The organism is Mitsuaria sp. MSU3D, from assembly GCF_056867975.1.
The window spans coordinates 4809551-4833237 of the sequence record NZ_CP200314.1; the positions used below are offsets into that span (position 1 = coordinate 4809551).

Sequence of the window (23687 nt, forward strand, 5' to 3'; positions counted from 1 at the left end):
TGTCTCCATAACCAGAGGGGACGACACATGCGCATCTTGATCGCCGAAGACGACCAGGTCCTGGCCGACGGCCTGCTGCGCTCGTTGCGGGCGTCGGGCTGCGCCGTCGATCAGGTCGGCAGCGGCAGCGAGGCGGATGCCGCGCTGGCCTCGCATGAATTCGATCTCCTGATCCTCGATCTGGGCCTGCCCAAGCTGCACGGCCTGGAGGTGCTGAGGCGGCTGCGCGCACGAGGATCCTCCGTGCCGGTGCTGATCCTGACCGCGGCCGACAGCATCGAGGAACGCGTCAAGGGCCTGGACCTGGGCGCCGACGACTACATGGCCAAGCCGTTCTCGCTGCAGGAGCTCGAAGCCCGCGTGCGCGCACTCACGCGCCGCGGCCTGGGCACCGCCTCGAGCGTCATCCGCCACGGTCCGCTGACCTTCGACGCGACGGGACGCGTCGCCTACATCAACGACCAGATGGTGGAACTCTCGGCGCGCGAGCTGTCGCTGCTGGAAGTGCTGCTGCAGCGCGCCGGCCGCCTCGTCAGCAAGGACCAGTTGGTCGAGCGCCTGTGCGAGTGGGGCGAAGAGGTCAGCAACAACGCGATCGAGGTCTACATCCATCGGTTGCGCAAGAAGATCGAGCAGGGCCCGATCCGCATCGCGACGGTGCGCGGACTGGGCTACTGCCTTGAGAAGATTCCCGGCTGAGCGGTCGCGTGGGCCTGGCCGCGCGAGGCGCGGGACAGCTCCGCGCGGACGCCTGACCCACGGTGCGCGTCATGGCGACTGATTCCACCGGCCATCGCTCGCTGTTCGGCGAGATCCTCGACTGGATGCTCGCGCCGCTGCTGGTCATCTGGCCGATCAGCGTCGCACTGACCTGGCTGGTGGCCCAGGGCATCGCCAACAAGCCCTATGACCGTGAGCTCGACGAGATGGCGCGCACGCTCGGCCTGCAGGTCGTGACCGAGCCCGGGCCCGGCGATGCGGCGGCGCGGCGCGGCCGGTCGCGCTACGCGCTCGCGCCCGAGGCCGCCGCCCTGCTGCGCGCGGACGAATCCGACACCGTCTACTACCAGGTACTGGGCCTGCGCGGCGAGCTGCTGAGCGGCGATGCGCTGCTGCCGGTGCCCGAGGTCGAGCCGCCGATCGTTCCCTGGGAGGTGAATCGCCGGTTCGACGAGATCAACAACGAGGCGGTGCGCGTGTCCTACCTGTGGGTGGTGCCAGAGGGGATGGCGGGCAGCGACCGGATGATGCTGGTGCAGGTCGCGGAGACGCTGGGCAAGCGCTCGCGGCTGACCAACGAGATCATCAAGGGCGTCATCCTGCCGCAGTTCGTGATCCTGCCGCTGGCGGTGCTGCTGGTGTGGCTGGCACTGGCGCGCGGGATCGCGCCGCTGAACGACCTGCAGCGGCGCATCCGCTCCCGCGACAGCTCGGACCTGAGCCCCATCGACGAACAGCGCATCCCCGACGAAGTCGCGCCGCTGGTGCAGGCGATCAACGATCTGCTGGAGCGGCTCGACCAGTCGATCCGGTCGCAGAAGCATTTCCTGGCCGACGCCGCGCATCAGCTGAAGACGCCGCTCGCGGGGCTGCGCACGCAGGCCGAGCTGGCGCAGCGCGAGATCGACGAGGGACGCAGCTCACCCGCGGAGCTGCGCCGATCGCTGAAGCAGATCGCGGTATCGAGTCAGCGCGCGGCGCACATGGTCAACCAGCTGCTGGCGATGGCCCGCGCCGAGGACCAGGAGCACGCCGCCCGGCGCAGCGAAGTGAACCTCGCCGTGCTGGCGATCGAGACCGTGCGCGACTTCGTGCCGCGGGCCATGGAGAAGCGGCTGGACCTTGGCTACGAGGGACCGGAAGCGAGCCAGGCCGGGCTGCGCATCAGCGGGCATCCGCTGCTGATCCGCGAGCTGATCCGCAACCTCGTCGACAACGCGCTGCTCTACACGCCGAGTGACGGAACGGTCACGGTGCGCGTGGTCGAGGACCCGTTCGGACAGGTCTGCGTGCTGCAGGTGGAAGACTCCGGACCGGGCATCGCCGAGTCGGAACGCGAGCAGATCTTCCAGCCGTTCTACCGCGCGCTGGGCACCAACGTCGACGGCTCCGGACTGGGGCTGGCGATCGTGCGCGAGATCGTCCAGCAGCATGAAGCGGAGATTGCGGTCGATGACACGCGAGCGCGTCGACAGGCGGAATCGGAAGGCGCAGGGCCGGGCGCGCGATTCACGGTCCGGTTCGCCGCGCACCCGCTGCAGAACGCCGGCTCCTGACCGCTTCCGCCACCGGGAGCCGCCGCCCGCTCAGCGCTGCGTCCCGCCCCGGCTCTTGGCGATGGACATCAGCATCCCGAGCGACAAGCCCAGCGTCACCATCGCCGTTCCCCCATAGGAGATGAACGGCAGCGGCACCCCCACCACAGGGAGGATGCCGGTGACCATGCCCATGTTCACGAACACGTAGGTGAAGAAGCTCAACGTGATCGCCCCCGCGAGCAGTCTCGAGAACAAGGTCGGCGCCTCGTGCGCGATCGCCAGTCCGCGCAGGATCAGCGCGGTGAAGCCGATCAGCAGTCCCGCCGCTCCGATCAGTCCGAACTCCTCGCCGTAGGCCGCGAAGATGAAGTCGGTCGTCCGTTCCGGAATGAACTCCAGGTGCGTCTGCGTGCCCTTCATGAAGCCCTTGCCGGTCACGCCGCCGGAGCCGATCGCGATCTCGCCCTGGATGATGTGGAAGCCCTTGCCCAGCGGGTCCTTCGTCGGGTCCAGCAAGGTGCAGACACGGTCCTTCTGGTAGTCCTTCAGCACGACCCATTTCACGTCGGGCTGGCAGATCTGGTCCTCGCTGAAGACCAGCGCCGTGATGCCCGCGCCGGCCAGCACCAGGGCCGGGATGATCAGCTTCCACGACAGCCCGGCGAAGAAGATCACGTACAGGCCCGCGCCCAGCACCAGCAGCGACGTGCCCAGATCCGGCTGCTTCGCGATCAGCCCGACCGGCACCACCAGCAGGATGAAGGCGGCGACGAAGTCGGGCAGCCGCAACTGGCCTTCGCGCTTCTGGAACCACCAGGCCAGCATCAGCGGCACCGCGATCTTCAGCAGTTCCGACGGCTGGATCTGCGTGCCGACGTACAGCCAGCGGGTCGCGCCCTTCTTCGTGATGCCAAACAGCGCCACCGCCACCAGCAGGGTCACGCCGACGGCGTAGAGCGGCAACGCGAGTTGCATCAGCCGTTGAGGCGGCACCTGCGCAGTGACGAACAGCACGCCCATGGCCAGCACCATGTTGCGGGCGTGATCGACGAAACGGGTGCCGTGGTCGTAGCCCGCCGAGTACATGCACATCAGGCCCAGGCCCATGAGCCAGGCCATCGCAAGCAGCAGCGGGATGTCGAAGCCCTGGAACAGCGGCTTCACCCGTTGCAGCAGGCTGGGTTTGCTGAAGACGGCGCTCATCGTGAGGCTCCCTGGGTGGGACGCGACGCGGCGGCCCGCGCGACGGGCGCGGCCGGCGCCGAAGGCGCGGAGGCCCGCGAAGGGGCAGAGGCGGGCGAGGCGACCGCCGAGGCCGCCGCCTCCGGCGCGCTGGCGGCGGCGTTGGGCAGCGGAATGTCTTCGACGCGGCGCGGCGTGCCGATCGGCGCGCCGACCTGGCCGACCCGCACCTTGGCGATGTCCTCTTCGCTCGGGTAAGTCCCGGTGAGCACGTAGTCGAACACGCGGCGTGCGATCGGCGCGGCCGACTCGGAGCCGAAGCCCGCGTTCTCGACGATCAAGGCCAGCGCAATGGTCGGCGCCTGGTAAGGCGCGAACGAGATGTACAACGAGTGATCGCGCTTGCGCTCGTCCGCCTTGATGCTGCTGTAGGTCTGGCCGGCACGCAGGCCCACCGCCTGCGCCGTCCCGGTCTTGCCGGCGCTCTGGTACTGCGCGCCCGCGAACACCGCGCGCGACGTGCCTTCCAGCGTCACGTCGTGCATCGCGTTGCGGATCACGTCGACGTCCGCCTTGCGCAGCGCCAGCGGCGCCAAGGCATCGCTCGCCACGCGCCGTTGCGCGTGCTTGACGACGTCCTCGATCTCCCGCACCAGCCTGGGCCGGTAACGCTCGCCGCCGCTGGACAGCGTCGACATCGCAGTCGCCAGCTGCAGCATCGTGAAGTTGTTCTGGCCCTGGCCGATGCCCAGCGAGATCGTCTCGCCGGCGTACCACTTCTGCTGGTCGGGCCGCTTGAATGCCCGGCGCTTCCATTCGGTGCTGGGCAGCAGGCCGGTGACCTCGCCCTGGAGGTCGATCTCGGTCTTGCGGCCGAAGCCGAAAGGTTCGAGCTGGTCATGGATCATGTCCACACCCATCTCGTTGGCCAGCGAATAGAAGTAGACGTTCGACGACGTCACGATCGCCAGCCGCATGTCCTTCGGCCCCGCGCGGTCGCCGGTGGCGCTGCCGAAGACACGGCCGCCGAAGCTGAAGTTCAGGTTGTCCTGGATCACCACGTTGGCGGCCCGCTTGCCCGTGTTCAAAGCCGCCATCGCCATGTACGGCTTGAAGGTCGAGCCCGGCGGATAGGTGCCGCGCAGCGCACGGTTCAGCAGCGGCTTGTCGATGTCCTCGTTGAGCTCGCGCCAGCTGTCCGCGTCGATGCCGTCGACGAACAGGTTGGGATCGAAGGTCGGCTTGGAGACGAAGGCCAGCACCTCGCCGTTGCGCGGATCCATCGCGACGAGCGCGCCGCGTCGGTCGCCGAAGAGCCGCTCCACCAGTGCCTGCAGCTTGATGTCGACCGACAGGTGCAGCGTGTTGCCAGGCGTCGGCGGGCGGTTGCGCAGGCGGCGCACCGCGCGGCCGCCCGCGCTGGTCTCCATCTCCTCGAACCCGGTCTGGCCGTGCAGTTCGCGCTCATAGGCCTGCTCCAACCCGAGCTTGCCGATGTACTCGGTGCCACGGTAGTTGGCGACGTCCTCTTCCGACCAGTCGTCCATCGCCTTCTTCTCGGCCTGGTTGATGCGGCCGATGTAGCCCAGCAGGTGCGCGCCGATGTCGCCCATCGGATAGCTGCGGAACAGCCGGGCCTTGATGTCCACGCCGGGGAAGCGGAAGCGCTGCGCGGCGAAACGGGCCACCTCGGTGTCGGTCAGCTTGGTGCGGATGGGCAGCGACTCGAAGTTCTTGCTTTCCTCCATCAGCCGCTTGAACCGCCGGCGGTCGCGCTGCTGGATGTCGATGACGGCGGACAACGCGTCGATCGTACGTTCAAGGTCCGGCACCTTCGACGGCGTGATCTCCAGCGTATAGGCCGAGTAGTTGCTCGCCAGCACCACGCCGTTGCGGTCCACGATCAGGCCCCGGTTGGGCACGATGGGGACGACGGAAACGCGGTTGGTCTCGGCGCGCTCGAGCAGCGTATCGTGCTGCGTGATCTGCAGGTAGACGAGGCGTGCGACGAGCAGGCCGAAGCAGAACAGCACGAACGCCGCCGCCGCGAACAGCCGCAGCCGGAAGCGGCTCAGCTCCGCCTGGAGGTTCTTGATGACCGTCATCGCGGGCTTGTTCCCGGCACCCTCAGAGCGGGCGGTGCGCGTCGGGATCCGGCGCGCGGCGCTGAGGCGCGAGCAGGAGCGCCGCGGCGATCGGCCACAAGGCCGCCTGCAGCAGCGGCGCCAGCAAGAGGCTCCAACCCGGCCACATGCCGCCGACGATCAGCCGGACGATGACGGCGATCGCTGTCGCGAGCACGAACAGCGGCAGCACGTGCAGTGCCTGCGCGCCCAGCGTGAACCACAGCAGCCGGCGGTGCAGCGCGACGGCACCGAAGGCGAGCAGGCTGTAGGCCAGCGCATGCTGGCCGAGCAGCGCGCCGTGGTGGACGTCGATCATCAGGCCGAAGACGAAGGCCCAGCCGACGCCGACGCGACGCGGCTGATGGACGTTCCAGAACACCAGCACCAGCGCCAGCACGTCCGGCATCCAGGGTTGCCGGCCGACGGGGACCATGTCGATCAGCAGCCCGACGATGAGGCTGAACGCGATGAACAGGGGGTTGGCGGGCAACAGCAGCTGGCTTGCGCCACGGGGCATGATCATCGTGTGCCTCCTTTCGGCGCGGACGCGGCCGATGCCGCGCGGCCGCGCGCCGGTCTGCTGGCGGCTTCAGCGGCGGCGGCAATCGCGGCGCTGGCCGCTTCCTGCGCGGCTTCGGTGCGGGCGGACTCCTGACCTTCCAGCGGCTCCAGCACCAGCACGTGGCGCGCACTGTCGGGCTGCGCGATCGGCGCCAATCCGACGCGAGCGAAGCTGGTGTCGCCGCGGCGTTCGACCTCGGCGACCTTCGCCACCGGCAGGCCCGGCGGATAGAGCCCGTCCAGGCCCGACGTCGCGAGCGCGTCGCCGGGCTTGATGTCGGCGTTGGCGGCGATGAAGCGCAGCTCCATCACGCCGCGCTCGCCGCCATAGGCGACGCCGCGCTGCTGGGTACGCGTATTGAGCACGGGGATGGTGGCGTCGCGGTCGGTCAGCAGGGTCACCTCGGCGGACAGCGGATAGACCCGCGTCACCTGGCCGAGCACGCCGGCATCGTTGACCACCGGCGCGCCGAGCCGCACGCCGCCATGGCCGCCGCGGTCGATGATGATGCGACGCGAGAAGGGATCCGGCGCCTCGTAGAGCACCTCGGCGGCGAGGCCCTTCACCGGCAGTGCCTCGCGCAGCTCGAGCAGCGCGCGCAGGCGCGTGTTCTCGGCCTGCAGCTGCGCCGCGCGGCTCAGGATCACCGCCTGCGAGGCGAGCTGCTGCCGGGCCTGGTTCTCGGCCTCCGTGGCCTTCTCCATGCCGCGGGCGTAGTCGCCGGCCTGCTCCCAGGCATCGACGGGCGCCAGCAGCGCGCGCTGCAGCGGATGCAGCGCGAGCGCCAGCCCCGCGCGTGCGGGCGCCGTGACCTGGAAGCGGGAGTCCGCCACCATCAGGAAGACCGCCAATGCCGCGCAGAAGGCCAGCTTCGTCAATGCTGACGGGCCTTCGCGGAACAGCGGCGGTGGATTGCGGTCGAGGGTGCCGAGAGGCATGAAGATCTCAGCGAAGGAGATTCAACGCAAAGCGGCCATCTGAGGCCGCATCCACTTATTCGTTCGTGAAGATCGAACCCAGGCGTTCCATGCGCTCCAGGGCCATGCCGCAACCCCGCACGACGCAGGTCAGCGGGTCTTCGGCCACGAGCACCGGCAGGCCGGTTTCCTCGGCCAGCAACCGGTCCAGGTCGCGCAGCAGCGCGCCGCCGCCCGTCAGCATCATGCCGCGCTCGGCGATGTCGGCGCCCAGCTCCGGCGGGGTCTGCTCCAGCGCGTTCTTCACGGCCGAGACGATCTGGTTCAGCGGGTCGGTCAGCGCTTCCAGGATCTCGTTGGACGAGATCGTGAAGCTGCGCGGCACGCCTTCGCTGAGGTTGCGGCCCTTGACTTCCATCTCCTTGACCTCGGAGCCGGGGAAGGCCGAGCCGATGTTCTTCTTGATGGACTCCGCGGTCGGCTCGCCGATCAGCATGCCGTAGTTGCGGCGGATGTAGTTGATGATGGCCTCGTCGAACTTGTCGCCGCCGACGCGGACCGAGCCCTTGTAGACCATGCCGCCCAGCGAGATCACGCCGACCTCGGTCGTTCCCCCGCCGATGTCGATGACCATCGAGCCCGACGCTTCCGACACCGGCAGGCCCGCGCCGATCGCGGCCGCCATCGGCTCCTCGATCAGGTAGACCTCCGAGGCGCCCGCGCCCAGCGCGGCGTCGCGGATCGCGCGCTTCTCGACCTGCGTGGAGCCGCAGGGGACGCAGATGATGATGCGGGGCGACGGACGCAGCAGCTTGGTGTCGTGCACCATCTTGATGAACTGCTTGATCATCTGCTCCGTCACCACGAAGTCGGCGATCACGCCGTCCTTCATCGGGCGGATCGCCTCGATGTTGCCGGGCACCTTGCCCAGCATGGCCTTGGCTTCGTGGCCGACGGCCTGGATGGTCTTCTTGCCGTTCGGGCCACCTTCGTGGCGGATGGCGACGACGGACGGTTCGTCCAGCACCACGCCTTTTCCGCGGACGTAGATCAGCGTGTTGGCGGTGCCCAGGTCGATGGCGAGGTCGGTGGAGAAATAGCGGCGCAGGGAGGCGAACATGTGTGTAGGCAAGACCTGGACAAGACGCTTCGGCACCTGGAGCCGCTGGTCAACGTCGAACTACACGCAATCGGCGGCATTCGACGGCATCAAGCGGCGTTCGTCTGCGTTCTGTCCGGGCGGCTGCGATTCGGGGCGGTTCGGGTCGGGTAACCGCGCGGACCGGCGGCGTCCGCGCGAGCGAGATTCCTTGCCATAAGGAACGAGGCTGCACTGGCAGCCTCGGCTCATGGAGATAAGCGGGGATAATAACTGATCACCCCCTGGTTTGGCCCGTCTGCAAGCCATCCGTAAGCGTTTCAATCTCCATGGCACTCACCCACGACGACGTCAGCCGGATCGCCAAACTGGCCCGGCTGGAACTTTCCGGCGACGAGCAGGCCGCGCTGCTGCCGCAGCTCAATGGCTTCTTCTCGATCGTCGAGCAGATGAGCGCGGTCGACACCAGCGGTGTCGACCCCCTCTACACGCCGCTGTCGGCGGTCCAGGAAGTGGCCCTGCGGCTGCGCGAGGACCGCGTCACCGAAACCGACCAGCGCGAACTCAACCAACGCAGCGCCCCCGCCGTCGAGGATGGCCTGTTCCTGGTCCCGAAAGTCATCGAATGACCACGCCCCTCCACCACCTCGGCGTGGCCGAGCTCGGCCGCGCCTTGCGCGCCAAGACGGTCTCCAGCACCGAACTGACGCAACATCTGCTTGCGCGTGTTGCCGCGGCGAAGGATCTCGGCGCCTTCCTGCACGTGAACGCGGACTACGCGCTCGCCCGGGCCAAGGACGCGGACGCGCGGCTGGCCAGCGGTGAAGCGGGCGCGCTGATCGGCGTGCCGCTCGCGCACAAGGACATCTTCGTCACCCGCGACATGCCGACCACGGCCGGCTCGAAGATGCTCGAGGGCTACCTCAGCCCCTTCGACGCCACCGTCGTCGAGCGCTTGAACGCCGCTGGCACGGTCTCGCTGGGCAAGCTGAACTGCGACGAGTTCGCGATGGGCTCGGCCAACGAGAACAGCGCCTACTTCAAGGCGCTGAACCCCTGGGACCGCACGCGCGTGCCGGGCGGCTCGTCGGGCGGCTCGGCCGTCGCCGTGGCCGCCTGCCTCGTTCCCGCGACGACCGGCACCGACACCGGCGGCTCGATCCGCCAGCCGGCCAGCTTCTCGGGCATCACGGGCATCAAGCCGACCTACGGCGTGTGCTCGCGCTACGGGATGATCGCGTTCGCGTCCAGCCTGGACCAGGCCGGCGTGTTCGCGCGCTCGGCCGAGGACTGCGCGCTGCTGCTGTCGACGATGAGCGGCTTCGACGAACGCGACGCCACCAGCGTCCAGCAGCCGCCGCAGGACTTCAGCGCGCAGATGCTGACGCCGCGTGAAGGCGCGACCGCCACGCAGCCGCTCAAGGGCCTGCGCATCGGCCTGCCCAAGGAGTTCTTCCCGGCGGCGCTGTCCGCCGACGTGGACGGCGCCGTTCGCGCCGGTCTGGCGGAGCTGGAGAAGCTGGGCGCGACGCTGGTGGACGTGTCGCTGCCGCGCACCGAGCTCGCGATCCCGGTCTACTACATCATCGCCCCGGCCGAGGCGAGCTCGAACCTGTCGCGCTTCGACGGCGTGAAGTTCGGGCACCGCGCCAAGGACTACGGCAACCTCATCGACATGTACGAGAAGACCCGCGCCGAAGGCTTCGGGGCCGAGGTCAAGCGCCGGATCATGATCGGCAGCTACGTGCTCTCGCACGGCTACTACGACGCCTACTACCTGCAGGCGCAGAAGTTGCGCCGCATGATCGCGGACGACTTCCAGCAGGCCTTCCAGCACTGTGACCTGATCGCCGGCCCGGTGGCGCCGACGGTCGCATGGAAGCAGGGCGAGGGCGCGGACGATCCGGTGAAGGCCTACCTCGCCGACATCTTCACGCTGCCCGGCTCGCTGGCCGGCCTGCCCGGCATGAGCGTGCCGGTGGGCAGCGGCGAGGGCGGCATGCCCGTGGGCCTGCAGCTGCTGGGCAACTACTTCAAGGAAGGCACCCTGCTCCACGCCGCGCACGCGCTGCAGCAGGCCACCGACTGGCATCGCCAGCATCCGGCGGGGGTGTGAACGTCATGAGCAAGAACAGTCAACTGGTGCGGGGCTACGAGGTCGTCATCGGCCTGGAGAACCACGTCCAACTCTCGACCGAATCGAAGATCTTCAGCGGCTCGTCGACCGCGTTCGGCGCGGCCCCCAACACGCAGGCCAGCGCCGTCGACCTGGCCTTGCCCGGCACGCTGCCGGTGCTGAACCGCGGCGCGGTCGAGCGTGCCATCCGCTTCGGCCTGTCCGTCGGCGCGAAGGTGGCGCCGCTGTCGATCTTCGCGCGGAAGAACTACTTCTATCCGGACCTGCCCAAGGGCTACCAGATCAGCCAGTACGAGATTCCCGTCGTGCAGGGTGGCCACATCGAGTTCTTCGTCGGCGACGAGAAGAAGGTCGTGAAGCTCACTCGCGCCCACCTGGAAGAGGATGCCGGCAAGAGCCTGCACGAGGACTATCACGGCCAGTCGGGCATCGACCTGAACCGAGCCGGCACGCCGCTGCTGGAGATCGTCTCGGAGCCCGAGATGCGCTCCGGCGCCGAGGCCGTCGAATACGCGAAGACGCTGCACGCGCTGGTGATGTGGCTGGGCATCTGCGACGGCAACATGCAGGAGGGCTCGTTCCGCTGCGACGTCAACGTCTCGGTGCGCAAGCCCGGCGCGCCCTTCGGCACGCGTCGCGAGATCAAGAACCTCAACAGTTTCCGCTACCTGGTCGACGCGGTGAACTACGAGGTCAACTGGCAGATCGACCAGATCGAGGACGGCCTGGAGATCCAGCAGGCGACGGTGCTCTACAACCCGGACACCGGCGAGACCCGCTCGATGCGCACGAAGGAAGACGCGGCCGACTACCGCTACTTCCCTGACCCGGACCTGCCGCCGCTGATGATCTCGGCCGAGTGGGTCGATCGCGTGCGCGGCGAGATGCCCGAGCTGCCGACCGTGATGGCCGCGCGTTTCCAGGAGGCCGACGGCCTGCCCGCCTACGACGCGACGATGATGACGCAGAGCCTGGCGACGGCGCGTTTCTACGAGGCCGCGCGCGACCTCTGCGGCGCGCCGAAGCTGGTCGCGAACTGGGTGATGGGCGAGGTCTCTCGCCGGCTCAACAGCGAGGAACGCAGCATCGACAGCGCGCCGGTGACGCCCGCGCAACTGGGCGCGCTGATCAAGCGCATCCATGACGGCACGATCAACAACAACTCCGCCAAGCAGGTGTTCGAGGCGCTGTGGACGGGCGAGGGCGCCGATGTCGACACGATCATCGACGCCAAGGACCTGAAGCAGTCCAACGACACCGGCGAGATCGAGCGCATCCTGGACGAGGTGCTCGCCGCCAACGCCAAGTCGGTCGAGGAATTCCGCGCCGGCAAGGAGAAGGCGTTCAACGCGCTGGTCGGCCAGGCGATGAAGGCGGCCAAGGGCAAGGCCAATCCGGCCACCGTCAACGAGCTGCTGAAGAAGAAGCTCGGCGCCTGAGCGTGTGAACCGCCCGAGCGGGCGGCCTGACCCGCGCGTCGCCGAGCCCGCGCGTCAGCGCCCGCTGGCCGGGGAGGCCTGCACCGCCGGCTTCGCCGGCGCGGGCTGCGACGGGGAGGACGTCGCGGACTTCTCCAGCGAGCCCGGCGCCGCGCCGGCCCACAGCCGCTTCAGGCGCGCCAACTCATCGTCATAGAGCTTGTTGACGCGCACGATCTCGGCCTTCTGGTTGTCGATCGACTCGCGCTGCGCGGCGGCGGAAGCGTCGTTCATGTCGAGCTGGTGCTGCAGCTTCATCGGCATCCGCTTGCCCTTGTAGAACTCCGCGTCGTCGAGCATCGGCTTGCGCTCGGCCGCGAGCACCTGCAAGCGTTTCTCGGACTGCTGCATCGCTTCACGGATGTCGTCGAGCGCCGCCTCGCGTGCGCGCTGATGCGCGGCCTGATCGGCATAACGCTGCAACAGGTTGCGGTCGCGTCGGACCGCGTCCTGCTGGGCGGCGCGCTGGACTTCCTCCATGCGCTTGCGCTGATCGAAGGCCGCCTGCTCCTCGGGCGACATCGCCGGCGGCTGCATCCGGCGGACCGAGCCGTCGGAGTTCAGCACCCGCTGCTCACGCGACTGGCATTCCGGGATCGGGCGATCCGACGTCAGCCGGCGCCCATCGGGCGTCGTGCACGTATAGATGTTGGACGGCGGCGGCGCCTTCGTCTGCGCCCAGGCGGCGCCCGCGAGCGCGCCGGTCAGCAGCAGACCGGACAGCGTCGACCTCATGATCAGGCGGGACAGCAGACGGCGTGAGAGGGAAGCGCGCATCAGACTCCGTAGCGATCTCTGTAGGCATGGACCGCCGTCGCATGGGCGGACACGGCGGTGCTGCTGGTGGTCTGCAGATACTGGAGCAGGTCCGACAAGCCCGCAATGGCGACAACCGGCAGCTTCAACTGGTCGCGCACGTACTGTACCGCCGACCAGGGGAGATCCTGACCGTTCTCGGCGGCCTTCTCCTGGCGATCCAGCGCGATGGCCACGCCGCAGGGCGTGGCGCCGGCGGCCTGGATCATCGCGATCGATTCGCGCACCGAGGTGCCGGCGGAGATGACGTCGTCGATGATCAGCACGCGCCCCTGGACCTTGGCGCCGACCAGCGTGCCGCCTTCGCCGTGGTCCTTGGCTTCCTTGCGGTTGTAGGCGAACGGCTTGTTGTGGCCCAGCCGCGCCAGTTCGATCGCGACCGCCGCGGCCAGCGTGATGCCCTTGTAGGCGGGGCCGAAGATCATGTCGAACTCGACGCCCGAGGCCAGCAGCCGCTGCGCGTAGAACTGCGCCAGCCGGCCGATCTTGAGGCCGTCGTCGAACAGGCCCGCATTGAAAAAGTACGGGCTGAGACGACCCGCCTTGGTCTTGAACTCGCCGAAGCGCAGCACGCCGGTGTCGACGGCGAAGGCGACGAATTCCTGGGCCAGGGCGTCCTGGGAATCCGGGCTCTGGGCCTGGCGATTGGCGGCGGTGGTCATGGCAGCGGGACGTCGAGACGTGAGATTGAAATTGGGCCGGAATTGTAGGGCGTCGGTCTTGGCCACCCCACGGGTGACGCAGCGCGTCATGTCGCCTGAATTCAGCAGTTGAAGCAAGAAGAAGGCCTGCTCCGTCGCCGGAAGCAGGCCCACTTTTTGCAGGGTGGCCCGCGGGCCACTGTGCTGCGCGACGCGGTGTGGTTCAGCCGATCAGAAGATCGCCTTGAACTGGACGCCGTAGGTGCGCGGGTCGTTGATGAAGCCGGTGTTGTTGTTGAAGTCGATCGCGCCGGTGACGCGGATCTGGTCCGTGATGTTGCGGACGAAGCCAGCGACTTCGTACTTGCCGTTGCTCCAGATGTAGCCCACGCGCAGGCCGCCTTCGGTCAGCGACTTGCCGGTGAACTCCTTGGCCTCGTACAGGAAGAAGTTGACCTTCGAGCGATAGGCCCAGTCGGTGTAGATGTAGAACTCGTTGCCGGCCGCGGTCGGGATCGAGTAACGCGCGGTCAGGTTGGCGACCCACTTCGGCGCGTTCGGCAGCGGATTGCCGTCGATGCTGTAGTTGGTCGTCGAGCCCGCCACCAGCGGATCCGTCATCGTGCAACCGCCGCCGCAAGCCGGCAGCGACAGCGTGTTGTCGCGGATCTTGGTGTTGTTCAGGCTGCCGCCCAGGGTGATCAGCAGCTGATCGACCGGCAGCACTTCCAGGTTCAGTTCGACGCCGTTGCCTTCGGCCTTCTTGGCGTTCAGCAGACGGTTGGCGTTGTTCTGGCCGCCGACGGCGGTCAGCTGCAGGTCCTTCACGGTGTAGGTGAAGGCGCTGGCCGACAGACGCGCGCGGCGATCCCAGAAGTCCGACTTGACGCCCACTTCATAGGAGGTGACGTTCTCCGGCGTCGCTTGCGACTGGCCGGCGAAGCGCGACGCGCCCTGGACGGACGAGGCGCGGAAGCCGGTGGCCACGCGCGCATACAGGTTGGTGTCCTTCGTGACCTTGTAGGTGCCCGACACGTCCCAGTTCCACTTGGAGTCGCCGGTGTTGGCGGTGACACCGGTGGAGGTGTTCAGGTCGGTGTAGTCGCTGCTGACCTTGACGTCCTTCTTGTCGTGCGTGAAGCGCAGGCCGCCGCGCAGCTGGAAGTCCTGCGTGACCGCGTAGTTCACCGAGCCGAAGGCCGCCCACGCGGTGTTCTTCTGGTACGTGTCGACATAACCGGCGGCCAGGCCGGTCGCGGTCGTGTAGTCGGTGCTGCGCGCGGTGTAGCGCTCGTCGAAGAAGTACAGACCGCCTTGCCAACGCAGCGGGCCGGCCGCGGCGGACTCGACGCGGAACTCCTGCGTGATCTGGCGATGGCCGCTCATCGAGCTCGACGACTCGGCCGGGAAGGTCGCCTGACCTTCCTGCGTGTACGGCTTGGGGCCGAAGTACACGAAGCCGCCATCCACGTCGCCGCGGCTGAAGGGGCGCACCGACTCGTAGCCGGTGATCGAGTACAGGTTGATCGCGCCCAGGCCCCAGCGCAGACGGGCGCTGCCGCCGGTGGCGTGCAGGGTCTGCTCGTTGACGCCGTCGGTGTAGGACTTCTCGGGATCGAAGCCGTCGACCAGGTCGTTGGTGCCGGTCTTGATGATCGAGGAACGGAACACGCGCGCGCTGCCCTTCAGGTCGCGGCCGTGGAAGTTGAACAGCGCGCTGAAATCCTTGTGCGGCTGGTACAGCGCCTGCAGACGCAGGGCGCGGTCGTCGTAACCCTCGAGCTCGCCGGTCTTGCCGGTGGGCACCTGGTTCTTGACCCAGTCGTCACGGTGCTGGATCTGCGCCGAGATGCGGGCGGCCCAGTCGCCGGTCAGCGGCACGTTGGCTGCGCCTTCCAGGTTCATCGTGCCGTAGGTGCCGTAGGAGACGTTCAGGTAGCCCTCCTGGCGCTGCGACGGCTTGACCGAATCGAACTTCACGACGCCGGCCGGCGTGTTGCGACCGTAGAGCGTGCCCTGCGGGCCGGCGACCACTTCGACGGCGGCCAGGTCGAAGGCCGGGAAGCCCTTCAGGATCGGGTTCTCCTGGACCACGTCGTCATACACCAGAGAGACCGGCTGCGACGCGTTCAGGCGGAAGTCGGTGTTGCCGTAGCCGCGGATGTAGAAGCGCGGGAAGGCGCGGCCGAACGACGATTCGATGTTCAGGCTGGGCACGCGGCCCGACAGGAAGCGCACGTCCTGGCCGGCGGAATTCAGCACGTCCAGCTTTTCGCCGGAGATCTTCGTGACCGCGTTCGGCACTTCCTTGATGTTCTCGACCCGACGCTCCGCGGTGATGGTCACCGTCTCGAGCTGACCCTTCTCCTTGGTTGCGGCATCGGTCTGGGCGTCCTGCGCCAGTGCGGGCCAGGCGAGCAGGGCCAGCGACACGGCCGCGGCGGCCTCGCGCAGCGCCGGGACGGCGGCGCGCTGGGTGGCGAATCGATTCATGGATGGACTCCGGGGGAAGGATGGAAAACCGGGGAGGCCGACCGGGACACCGACGGGTAAACCGGGTTCACAGACGGCAAAAATGTGGGCGCCGGTTGGCGCGGTGGACGCGAATCTAGCAAGTTCGTCATAAAGACGTCACCCTCCGCACCACGGCGGTGCGCTTTCTGTTGCCCAAACACTGCACCTGATCGCGTGTCGCCCGAATGAGCGTGGACGGCGCATGAAGCGGGCGCTACGTGGTGCAGCGTGATCCCTCGACGGCGGGCCGCATTCCCCCCGCTGCTGCCAACTTCGGAACGAGGCTTTGCGATACTGCCGCCCTCTTCCAGGGTCACCCGTCCACCGCCCATGCGCTTCATCACCCTCAACCTCAACGGCATCCGCTCGGCCGCCACCAAGGGCGTCTTCGACTGGCTGCCGCCGCAGCAGGCCGACGTGGTCGGCGTCCAGGAACTCAAGGCGCAAGCCGACGTCGTCGAATCGCAGTTCGCGGGTTACGACACCCTGAGCGGCCACTTCCACTACGCGCAGAAGAAGGGCTACTCCGGCGTCGGCCTCTACACGAAGGAGACACCCAGCGACGTGATCGTCGGCTTCGGCAGCAGCGAGTTCGACAACGAAGGCCGGTGGATCGAGAAGCGCTTCGACAAGCCGGGACGCAAGCTCAGCCTCATCAGCTGCTACTTCCCCAGCGGCTCCAGCGGCGAGGAGCGCCAGGCCGCGAAGTTCCGCTTCCTGGCGGAGATGTACCCCTACCTGATGGCCCTGCGCGCGGAGCGCGAGTTCATCCTCGTGGCCGACGTCAACATCGCCCACAAGGAGATCGACCTCCGGAACTGGAAGAGCAACCAGAAGAACAGCGGCTTCCTGCCCGAGGAACGCGACTGGATGACGCGCCTGCTCGAGAAGGACGTCGGTCTGGTGGACGTCTTCCGTCTCCTCAACGACAAGCCCGATCAATACACCTGGTGGAGCAACCGCGGCCAGGCCTGGGCGAAGAACGTGGGCTGGCGCCTGGACTACCACTTGGCAACCCCCGGCATGGCCCACCTGGCCACGCGCGAAGCGATCTACCTCGACCAGCGCTTCAGCGACCATGCGCCGTTGACGATCGATTACGACTTCAAGTTCTGAGTCTTTTGAAGACGTTCTCTGACTGCGCCAGCCGGCGCTGCCGGTGCCCCTCGCCGCTCAATCGCCTCCTCACGCTCGGCATTCGCTCTGAGGGGCACCGGCAGCGCCGGCTTCGGATCGAGGGGCGCCATCGCCTAGACGCGTTCAGTCGACCTTCGCGCCCGATGCCTTGACCACCTTCGCCCACTTGGTCGTCTCGCGAGCGATGAGCGCGGCGAACTCCGCGCTCGTACCGCCGCCGGGGACCGCGCCTTGCGCGGCCATGCGCTCCTTGATCACGGGCGTGGACAGGGCCTTGGCGACCTCGCGCTGCACGCGCGCGACCTGATCGGCCGGCTGAGAGACCGGCGCCAGCAATCCGAACCATGACGAGGCCTCGAAGGCCTTCAGCTCCGGCACGCCGCTCTCGGCGATCGTCGGCAGGTCAGGCAGCGCCTCGCTGCGCTTCGCGCTGGTCACCGCGATCGCCTTCAGCTTGCCGGACTTGATGTGCGGCAGCGCCGAGGGCAGGTTGTCGAACATCAGGTCCATGTTCCCGCCCATCAGGTCCAGGAGCGCCGGCCCCGAGCCGCGGTACGGGAAGTGGATCATGTAGGTGCCGGTCAGGCTCTTGAACAACTCCCCCGCCAGATGGATGGAGGTGCCGTTGCCGCTGGAGCACATGTTCAGCTTGCCCGGGTTGGCCTTGGCCACACGGGCCAGGTCGGCCACGCTGTTGATGCCGTACTTCTGCGCGTTCGCCGGATTCATGACCAGCACGTTGGGCACGGCCGCGACCAGCGTGATGGGCGCGAAGTCCTTGACCGGATCGAAAGGCATCTTCGGATACAGCGACTGGTTGATCGCATGCGTGCCCACGGTGCCCATCAGCAGCGAGTGCCCATCGGTCGCATGGGCCACGTCGGCGGAGCCGGTGTTGCCCCCCGCGCCCGGCTTGTTCTCCACGACGACCGGCTGGCCGAGCGCCTTCTGCAGCTCGGGCGCCATCGCGCGGGCGAGGAGGTCGGTGGTGCCCGCCGGCGGGAACGGCACGACGATGCGCAGCGGGCGCGAGGGCCAGGCCGCTTGCGCGCGGACGAGTTCCGGCAGCCAGACAGTGGACGACAGCGCGAGCAGCGCGCGGCGGTTCAGGCTCATGGGGGCGTCTCCGATGTTGTGATCTTGGCCGCCCCAGTATGGGTGACTAGTCCGCGCCGGGCACCTCGGGCGACTCCGGACCCAGGATGGTCTGGAGCTGCACGCGCTCCGAGCTGCAGGCCGCGTCGAAGTCGGCCTCGATCTGGATCAGCGCCTGCGCGTCGCCGGCCTCGACGGTGACGATACCGCGCGCGCGGTTGCGCCCTTGCGACTTGGCCGTGTACAGCGCCATGTCGGCCCAGTTGACGGCCTGCTCCCAGTGGAGCGCGAGCTGCGCCGGCGGCAGCGGGAAATGCGCGAAGCCGATCGAGCAGGTCACCCGCAGCGGCCCCGCCGCCGTCTGCACCGGCGCCTCGCCGACGATGAACAGGACGCGCTCGGCCAGCAGCTGCAGCTGGTCCGGCGCGACATTGCGCGCGAAGACCAGGAACTCCTCCCCGCCCCAGCGCACCACCAGGTCCTCCGCCCGCACCGCCTGCGCGATGCGCCGGGAAACCTCGATGATCACGGCGTCCCCGGCCGCATGGCCGTGGCGATCGTTGACGTGCTTGAAGTGATCGATGTCGATCATCAGCAGCGCGCCGGTGAACATGTCCTTCGCATGGCGGTCCATGACCGCGAGGAAGTGCCGGCGGTTGGCGAGGTCCGTCAGCGGATCGCGCTCGCTCGCCGCGCGCAGCAGACTCTGGTTGGCCTTGAGCTTGCGGTTGGCCTCGCGCACGCGCGCCAGCATCACGCCCATCAGGATCAGCGACAGCCCGAGCAGCGCCGCCAGCCCGACGCCGACATACTGCGCCAGCCGGCGGTTGCCGAGCTCGCGGTCCTTGAGCGTCTGCTCGCGGCGCAGCAGTTCCAGGTCGCGCTGCTTGGCCTCGCTGTCGTACTTCAGCCGCAGCTGCTGCAAGGAGGACTCGCGGTTACGGCGCGCCGTGTCCGCGCTGAGCGCGCGTTCCTCGTGATAGAGCCGCAGCGCTTCCTTGGCCTGACCGACCTTGGCGTAAGCCTCGCCCAGTTCCCGCAGCTGCAGCGCGCGACGCACGGGATCGAAGTCGCCCTGCGCGAGCTCGAGGACCCGTGCGATCTCGCGCCGCGCCGCCTCGAACTGCCGCTGCTGGACCAGCGCCACCGACAGGTTGTGGCGCAGCGTGCGCTCGACCGTCTGGTCGTTGTAGGACTGCACCACGGGCAGCGCCAGTCGCGCGAGCTGCACGGCCTTGGCGGACTGGTTGGTATGGATGTAGGCGTCGAGCAGGTTGTTCTGCAGCAGCGCGACATCGCGCCGGCCGCCCGCCTGCTCGGCGAGCCGCAGCGCATCTTCCAGCGCGGCCAGCTGGGTCGTCCGGTCCCCGCGCCGGGACGCGACCATCGACTCGACCATCTTCGCGCGGCTCATCGCCGAGACGTCGCCCTGCGCGAGTTGCCACGCCTGCGCCATCCATTGCTGGGCCGCCGTGGACTCGTCCCTCACCTGGCTGTTGACCGCCAGCGATCCCATCATCGTGCCGGTCACGCTGTGGTCCTGGATCGCCTGGGCCAGCGCCAACGCGCGCCGCAACGAGGTCTCGGCGAAGGCGTACTCGCCGCGCGCGCCCTGGGCCCGGGCGATCAGCCGCAGGGCCTGGATCATCACGCGCGCATCGCAGCCAGGTGGAATCGTCGACGCCGATGCGGACGCACAGGCCGGCGCCAATTCATCCAGCGCCAGCTGGGCCATCTCGCCGGAGCGACCGGTCTGGCCCTGCCGATCCTGCAACTCGGCCAGCAGCATGCGCGACAGCGGCCGCCCGCCAGGCTTGGCCTCCAGTTCGCGGGCAATGCGGCGCACCTCCTCGGGACGCCCGGCCTGCACCGCGTTGCGACCCAGCGTGTACTCGATGTGGAGACGATGTGGCGCATGCGCCGGCTCCGCGAGCAGCGCGCGCAGTTGCTGGCCCGCCTTGCCCGGCTCGTTGTAGCCGAAGCGGTCCAGCTGCGCGAGTTGCGCATCCAGCGCGCGGTCGGGGATCTCCGCGCGCGACTGGGTCGCACCCAGGCCCAGCAGGACGGTCGTCAGGAGAGCCATCCTGGCGGCCGTCCGGGCCCTCCCGGCAGTCATCAAGCAGGCACGAAACCCTGTCCTCATGCGCGCGGCTCCTGCGTCGGGCCGAGCAGGCTGACCAGCTGCACCTGCCCCTGGTGCCAGGCGGACTCGATGCGCCCGGCCAGTGCCAGCAGCTGATCCCGGTCGCGCGCCTGCATCGCCGCCACACCGTAGGCCTTGTTGCGGCCGTGCGCCTTGGCCATGTACATCACGGTGTCGACGAGATCGATGGCGCGCTCCCATTCCAGGGTCAGGTCTTGCGGCGCCATCGGGAAGCTCGCGAAGCCGATGGACGCGCTGATCGGGATGCGCAGCGCGCCGTGGTCGACGGGCTGGCCGCCCATCTGGTCCAGCAGGCGCTGGCCGAGCTGGCGCGCATCCTCGGTGGCCTCGGAATTCACCAGGATCAGGAACTCCTCGCCGCCCCAGCGCACGACCAGGTCCTGCTCGCGCAGCACGCCGCGCAAACGGCGCGCGACCTCGACCAGCACGGTGTCGCCGGCCGCATGGCCCCATTGGTCGTTGATGCGCTTGAAGTGGTCGATGTCGATCAGGAACAGGCTGCCGCGCAGCCCGCCCTCGCGGGTGCGCGACGCGATGGCCTGCTGGAAGTGACGCCGGTTCGCCAGTCCCGTCAACGGATCGCGCTCGCTCTGCACGCGCAGCGATTCGTTGGTCTGCGCCAGCGCCGCGTTCGTGCGCCGGATGCGCCGATAGGCCAGCGCCAGCAGCGCGCCGGACAGCAGCACGCAGCCGCCGACCTCCGCCCACAGCTTCAGCTGCAGGTCCCGCGTGCGGATCTGCTCGGCCTTGAGGCTGTTGTCCTGGTTGAGCAGCCGGATCTCCCGCTGGCGCTGCTGGTCCTCGAAGCGCGCCTGCGCCTCGAGCACGGCCTTGCGGGTCTCGTCGCGCAGCACCTCGTCGAATTCCTTGCGCGATTGATGGAAGGCCGCGATCGCGCCGGGCAGGTCGTCGAACTTCTCCAGGTAGATGCCAAGCTCGAGCCACGACTCGGCCGTGTAGCTGCCGGCCTCGCGCTGGGCATCCATCGTGATGGCCTGCAGCACGTCGCGCTTGCCCTCCTCCAGCTTGCGCAGGCCGATCTTGGCGATGCCCGAGTTGTGCCGTGCCAGGATCTCGGTCGAGATGTCGCCGCTCTCGTGCGCCAGTGCCAGGCTTTGCGTCGACATCTCCAGGGCCCGCGCGTAGTTGCCGCTGCGCAGTTCGTAGTCCGCCAGGTTGCCCAGCGCCAGCGCCTGAAGGCCTTGGGCCTGCGCCTCGCGGGCGTACTGCAGCGCCTGCTCGCGGGCCTGCTGGCTGAACTTCGGATCCTCGTCCTGCGAGTACACGATGCCCAGGATCGTGTGGACCGAGTACAGCAGCACCGGGTCGGGATCCTGCTGCGCGGCCTGCAACGCGTCGCGCGCGGTGCGCTTGGCATGGTCGATCTGCTGGCTGCGATAGTAGTTGAAGGCGAGGGTCGCCTCGGTGGTCGCGGCGCGCCAGCGCGATTCCGTCGCGCGTGCCTGATCCAGCGCCTTCAGTCCGCTCTCGACCGCCGCGTCGACCTCGCCGTAATCGCCCTGGATGTAGGCGCGCAACTCGGTCGCGCGCCACATCATGCGGCGGTCGGCGGTGGCGGCGTCGATGTCGGACAGCCCGCCCAGCAGCCGCACGCCCGCACCCAGTTCACCGTTCGCCTTGAGCCATTGCGCGCGCGCCAGCATCAGCGCCAGCGGAATCTGCCCCCGCGTCGGCGCGGCCTCGGGCCAGGCCTTGAGCTGCTCGAGCGCCGCCTCATGACCGCTGCGGTCGCGCAATTGCGCGAGCAGCGCCGCGCGCTGGCTCAGCGCTTCCAGGCGCTCGGCGCTGCCCACCGGGGCGCGCGCCTCGATGGCTTGCAGTTCCCGCACATGCTCGCGGGGATGGGCCTGACCGACGCGCTCCTGCTGTTCGAGTTCGGCCTGCAGCGCGCGATCCTGCATGGCCGGTCCGGCGGACCCGGCCGAGGCGGCGCTGCCGCGCGATCCGGCGCCGTCGCCGGGCCCGCAGCCGGACAGCAGCGCGAGGCTCACCGCCAGCGCCAGCGCCGTTGCACAGAGATCCGGAAGCGCCGGGAGCACCAGGCGGATGAAGGACGCCGAGCGGCGGGCGGGCGGACGCACGCGTCCATCGGCCACGCCCGCCGACGACCCTGCTGTCACCGCTGCTCGCAACACCCCAACCTTGCTCATCGTGCTGATGTCGAGTTGTATGTCTCGTTACTTGAGGTCCAACCCTGTTGAACAGGTGAAGCGTGCACGAGTTCGCGCTCGTGCATGCGGCGTTGGGGTCAGTCCGTGCGGCCGCGCCGGAGCAGCGCATGCAGCAGGATCGCGCCGAAGGTGGCAGTTCCGATGCCGCCCAGGGTAAACCCACCCAGCTTCAACGTGAAGTCGCCCGTGCCGATCACCAGCGTGATCGCGGCCACCATCAGGTTGCGCGGGTCGCGGAAGTCGACCTGGTGGTCCACCCAGATGCGGGCGCCCGCGATCGCGATCAGCCCGAACACGACGATGCTGACGCCGCCCATCACGGCCAGCGGGATGGCCTGGATCAGCGCGCCGAACTTCGGCGAGAAGCCCAGCGCCAGCGCCATCAATGCCGCGAAGACGAAAACCGCCGTCGAATAGATGCGGGTCGCGGCCATCACGCCGATGTTCTCGGCGTAGGTCGTGACGCCGGTGCCGCCGACAGCGCCGCTGGCGATCGTCGCGAGGCCGTCGCCGATGAACGCGCGACCGAGGAAGGGCGTCATGTCGCGGCCCGTCATCGCGCCGACCGCCTTCAGGTGGCCCAGGTTCTCCGCGACCAGGATCAGCGCGACCGGCGCGATCATCAGCATGGCGGCGCCATCGAAGACCGGGGCATGGAATTGCGGCAAGCCGATCCATGCCGCCGCCGAGACCTTGGACAGGTCGATCGGGGCGCCCAGGCCGAAGCCGTTGGTCAGCAGCGCGTAGATCAGGCTGGCCTGGATCAGGCCGGCAAGGATCAGCAGTCGTTGCAGCATGCCGCGCGCGAAGACCGCGACCACGGCGACGCTGACGAAGGTCGCCGCCTGCATCCAGGCGTCGAAAGGCGTCGGCGCCATGTTCTTGATCGGCACCGACGCGAGGTTCAGCCCGATCACTGCGACCACGGCGCCGGTCACGACCGGCGGCATCAGCTTCTCGACCCAGCCGCTCCCGGTGGCCGACACCAGCAGGCCGATGGCGGTGTACAGCACACCGCAGGCGATGATGCCGCCCAGCGCGAGCGGCAGGTTGGGATTGGGACCGCTGCCGGCATAGCCGGTCGCGGCGATGACCACGCCGATGAACGCGAAGCTCGAGCCGAGGTAACTCGGCACGCGGCCGCCGGTCAGGAAGAAGAAGAGCAGCGTGCCCACGCCGCTCATCAGCACGGCGACGTTGGGATCGAAGCCCATCAACAGCGGCGCCAGCACGGTGGCGCCGAACATGGCGATCACATGTTGCAGGCCGAGCGCCGCAGTCTGCGGCCAGGACAGGCGTTCATCGGGAGCAATCGCCTTCTCGGGGCCGACGGTCACGGGCCGCCAGCGCATCAACCACGCCATGGACT

General features: G+C 68.5%; 18 protein-coding genes. 6 read left to right on the plus strand and 12 right to left on the minus strand.

The genetic code is table 11. The annotated features are described in order from the left end of the window. Nucleotides 1-27 precede the first annotated feature (27 nt). Nucleotides 28-699 (plus strand): response regulator, encoded by a 672-nt coding sequence (locus tag AC1VNM_RS21130; protein ID WP_091730277.1) that lies wholly within the window; start codon nucleotides 28-30, stop codon nucleotides 697-699. A gap of 71 nt (nucleotides 700-770) precedes the next feature. After that, on the plus strand, nucleotides 771-2276 hold the full coding sequence (locus tag AC1VNM_RS21135) for a sensor histidine kinase (RefSeq protein ID WP_483108197.1): 1506 nt from the start codon (nucleotides 771-773) through the stop codon (nucleotides 2274-2276). Between the two features lie 30 nt (nucleotides 2277-2306). Here the strand turns inward: AC1VNM_RS21135 and rodA are convergent, their stop codons facing one another. Genes rodA through AC1VNM_RS21160 form a run of 5 tightly spaced genes read right to left on the minus strand, consistent with a single transcriptional unit; the run spans nucleotide 2307 to nucleotide 8165 of the window. Beyond that, on the minus strand, nucleotides 2307-3461 hold the full coding sequence (gene rodA / locus AC1VNM_RS21140; RefSeq protein WP_377159149.1) for a rod shape-determining protein RodA: 1155 nt from the start codon (nucleotides 3459-3461) through the stop codon (nucleotides 2307-2309). Beyond that, nucleotides 3458-5545 (minus strand): penicillin-binding protein 2, encoded by a 2088-nt coding sequence (gene mrdA, locus AC1VNM_RS21145; RefSeq protein ID WP_483108198.1) that lies wholly within the window; start codon nucleotides 5543-5545, stop codon nucleotides 3458-3460. Before mrdA ends, rodA begins: the two co-directional genes overlap by 4 nt. A gap of 22 nt (nucleotides 5546-5567) precedes the next feature. Then, a complete protein-coding gene (mreD, locus tag AC1VNM_RS21150) occupies nucleotides 5568-6089 on the minus strand; it encodes a rod shape-determining protein MreD (protein WP_377159147.1) in 522 nt (173 codons plus the stop codon). Beyond that, nucleotides 6086-7066: a rod shape-determining protein MreC gene (gene mreC / locus AC1VNM_RS21155; RefSeq protein WP_431100728.1), complete on the minus strand. Its 981-nt coding sequence runs from the start codon at nucleotides 7064-7066 to the stop codon at nucleotides 6086-6088. Before mreC ends, mreD begins: the two co-directional genes overlap by 4 nt. A 55-nt stretch (nucleotides 7067-7121) precedes the next feature. After that, nucleotides 7122-8165, minus strand: a complete 1044-nt coding sequence (locus tag AC1VNM_RS21160; RefSeq protein WP_067280645.1) for a rod shape-determining protein — start codon at nucleotides 8163-8165, stop codon at nucleotides 7122-7124. A 308-nt stretch (nucleotides 8166-8473) separates the two neighbouring features. Between AC1VNM_RS21160 and gatC the strand changes: the two genes are divergently transcribed. From gatC to gatB, 3 genes are read left to right on the plus strand one after another with little or no spacing between them, the layout of a single operon-like run. Beyond that, a complete protein-coding gene (gene gatC / locus AC1VNM_RS21165; protein WP_377159145.1) occupies nucleotides 8474-8773 on the plus strand; it encodes an Asp-tRNA(Asn)/Glu-tRNA(Gln) amidotransferase subunit GatC in 300 nt (99 codons plus the stop codon). After that, complete coding sequence (gene gatA, locus AC1VNM_RS21170) at nucleotides 8770-10260, plus strand: Asp-tRNA(Asn)/Glu-tRNA(Gln) amidotransferase subunit GatA (protein ID WP_377159144.1); 1491 nt, start codon at nucleotides 8770-8772, stop codon at nucleotides 10258-10260. The genes gatC and gatA overlap by 4 nt, the downstream gene beginning before the upstream one ends. Before the next feature lie 5 nt (nucleotides 10261-10265). After that, nucleotides 10266-11720: an Asp-tRNA(Asn)/Glu-tRNA(Gln) amidotransferase subunit GatB gene (gene gatB / locus AC1VNM_RS21175; RefSeq protein ID WP_483108199.1), complete on the plus strand. Its 1455-nt coding sequence runs from the start codon at nucleotides 10266-10268 to the stop codon at nucleotides 11718-11720. A gap of 54 nt (nucleotides 11721-11774) precedes the next feature. Here gatB and AC1VNM_RS21180 read toward each other — a convergent pair whose 3' ends face one another. From AC1VNM_RS21180 to AC1VNM_RS21190, 3 genes are all read right to left on the minus strand, one after another. Beyond that, nucleotides 11775-12536: a hypothetical protein gene (locus AC1VNM_RS21180; protein WP_377159143.1), complete on the minus strand. Its 762-nt coding sequence runs from the start codon at nucleotides 12534-12536 to the stop codon at nucleotides 11775-11777. After that, the gene (pyrE, locus tag AC1VNM_RS21185) at nucleotides 12536-13237 is read right to left on the minus strand and encodes an orotate phosphoribosyltransferase (protein ID WP_483108200.1); all 702 of its coding nucleotides are present in this window, start codon (nucleotides 13235-13237) and stop codon (nucleotides 12536-12538) included. Before pyrE ends, AC1VNM_RS21180 begins: the two co-directional genes overlap by 1 nt. A 210-nt stretch (nucleotides 13238-13447) precedes the next feature. Further along, a complete protein-coding gene (locus AC1VNM_RS21190; RefSeq protein WP_377159142.1) occupies nucleotides 13448-15709 on the minus strand; it encodes a TonB-dependent receptor in 2262 nt (753 codons plus the stop codon). Nucleotides 15710-16060: 351 nt separating this feature from the next. Here AC1VNM_RS21190 and AC1VNM_RS21195 point away from each other — a divergent pair, with 351 nt between their 5' ends. Then, nucleotides 16061-16846 (plus strand): exodeoxyribonuclease III, encoded by a 786-nt coding sequence (locus tag AC1VNM_RS21195; protein ID WP_483108201.1) that lies wholly within the window; start codon nucleotides 16061-16063, stop codon nucleotides 16844-16846. 144 nt (nucleotides 16847-16990) lie between these two features. Here the strand turns inward: AC1VNM_RS21195 and AC1VNM_RS21200 are convergent, their stop codons facing one another. The 4 genes from AC1VNM_RS21200 to AC1VNM_RS21215 form a co-directional block, all read right to left on the minus strand. Next, nucleotides 16991-17983, minus strand: a complete 993-nt coding sequence (locus AC1VNM_RS21200; protein ID WP_483108202.1) for a Bug family tripartite tricarboxylate transporter substrate binding protein — start codon at nucleotides 17981-17983, stop codon at nucleotides 16991-16993. 46 nt (nucleotides 17984-18029) lie between these two features. Then, nucleotides 18030-20045, minus strand: coding sequence for a GGDEF domain-containing protein (locus AC1VNM_RS21205; RefSeq protein WP_483108203.1), 2016 nt, complete (start codon nucleotides 20043-20045; stop codon nucleotides 18030-18032). A gap of 56 nt (nucleotides 20046-20101) precedes the next feature. Then, complete coding sequence (locus AC1VNM_RS21210) at nucleotides 20102-22297, minus strand: GGDEF domain-containing protein (protein ID WP_483108204.1); 2196 nt, start codon at nucleotides 22295-22297, stop codon at nucleotides 20102-20104. Nucleotides 22298-22395: 98 nt separating this feature from the next. After that, on the minus strand, nucleotides 22396-23682 hold the full coding sequence (locus AC1VNM_RS21215; RefSeq protein WP_483108205.1) for a solute carrier family 23 protein: 1287 nt from the start codon (nucleotides 23680-23682) through the stop codon (nucleotides 22396-22398). Between the last annotated feature and the right edge of the window lie 5 nt (nucleotides 23683-23687).

Excerpts from the sequence above, each read along its gene's own strand:
- AC1VNM_RS21130 (WP_091730277.1), top strand. The coding sequence starts at position 28 with ATGCGCATCTTGATCGCCGAAGACGACCAGGTCCTGGCCGACGGCCTG.
- AC1VNM_RS21135 (WP_483108197.1), top strand. The coding sequence starts at position 771 with ATGGCGACTGATTCCACCGGCCATCGCTCGCTGTTCGGCGAGATCCTC.
- rodA (WP_377159149.1), bottom strand. The coding sequence starts at position 3,461 with ATGAGCGCCGTCTTCAGCAAACCCAGCCTGCTGCAACGGGTGAAGCCG.
- mrdA (WP_483108198.1), bottom strand. The coding sequence starts at position 5,545 with ATGACGGTCATCAAGAACCTCCAGGCGGAGCTGAGCCGCTTCCGGCTG.
- mreD (WP_377159147.1), bottom strand. The coding sequence starts at position 6,089 with ATGATCATGCCCCGTGGCGCAAGCCAGCTGCTGTTGCCCGCCAACCCC.
- mreC (WP_431100728.1), bottom strand. The coding sequence starts at position 7,066 with ATGCCTCTCGGCACCCTCGACCGCAATCCACCGCCGCTGTTCCGCGAA.
- AC1VNM_RS21160 (WP_067280645.1), bottom strand. The coding sequence starts at position 8,165 with ATGTTCGCCTCCCTGCGCCGCTATTTCTCCACCGACCTCGCCATCGAC.
- gatC (WP_377159145.1), top strand. The coding sequence starts at position 8,474 with ATGGCACTCACCCACGACGACGTCAGCCGGATCGCCAAACTGGCCCGG.
- gatA (WP_377159144.1), top strand. The coding sequence starts at position 8,770 with ATGACCACGCCCCTCCACCACCTCGGCGTGGCCGAGCTCGGCCGCGCC.
- gatB (WP_483108199.1), top strand. The coding sequence starts at position 10,266 with ATGAGCAAGAACAGTCAACTGGTGCGGGGCTACGAGGTCGTCATCGGC.
- AC1VNM_RS21180 (WP_377159143.1), bottom strand. The coding sequence starts at position 12,536 with ATGCGCGCTTCCCTCTCACGCCGTCTGCTGTCCCGCCTGATCATGAGG.
- pyrE (WP_483108200.1), bottom strand. The coding sequence starts at position 13,237 with ATGACCACCGCCGCCAATCGCCAGGCCCAGAGCCCGGATTCCCAGGAC.
- AC1VNM_RS21190 (WP_377159142.1), bottom strand. The coding sequence starts at position 15,709 with ATGAATCGATTCGCCACCCAGCGCGCCGCCGTCCCGGCGCTGCGCGAG.
- AC1VNM_RS21195 (WP_483108201.1), top strand. The coding sequence starts at position 16,061 with ATGCGCTTCATCACCCTCAACCTCAACGGCATCCGCTCGGCCGCCACC.
- AC1VNM_RS21200 (WP_483108202.1), bottom strand. The coding sequence starts at position 17,983 with ATGAGCCTGAACCGCCGCGCGCTGCTCGCGCTGTCGTCCACTGTCTGG.
- AC1VNM_RS21205 (WP_483108203.1), bottom strand. The coding sequence starts at position 20,045 with ATGGCTCTCCTGACGACCGTCCTGCTGGGCCTGGGTGCGACCCAGTCG.
- AC1VNM_RS21210 (WP_483108204.1), bottom strand. The coding sequence starts at position 22,297 with ATGAGCAAGGTTGGGGTGTTGCGAGCAGCGGTGACAGCAGGGTCGTCG.
- AC1VNM_RS21215 (WP_483108205.1), bottom strand. The coding sequence starts at position 23,682 with ATGGCGTGGTTGATGCGCTGGCGGCCCGTGACCGTCGGCCCCGAGAAG.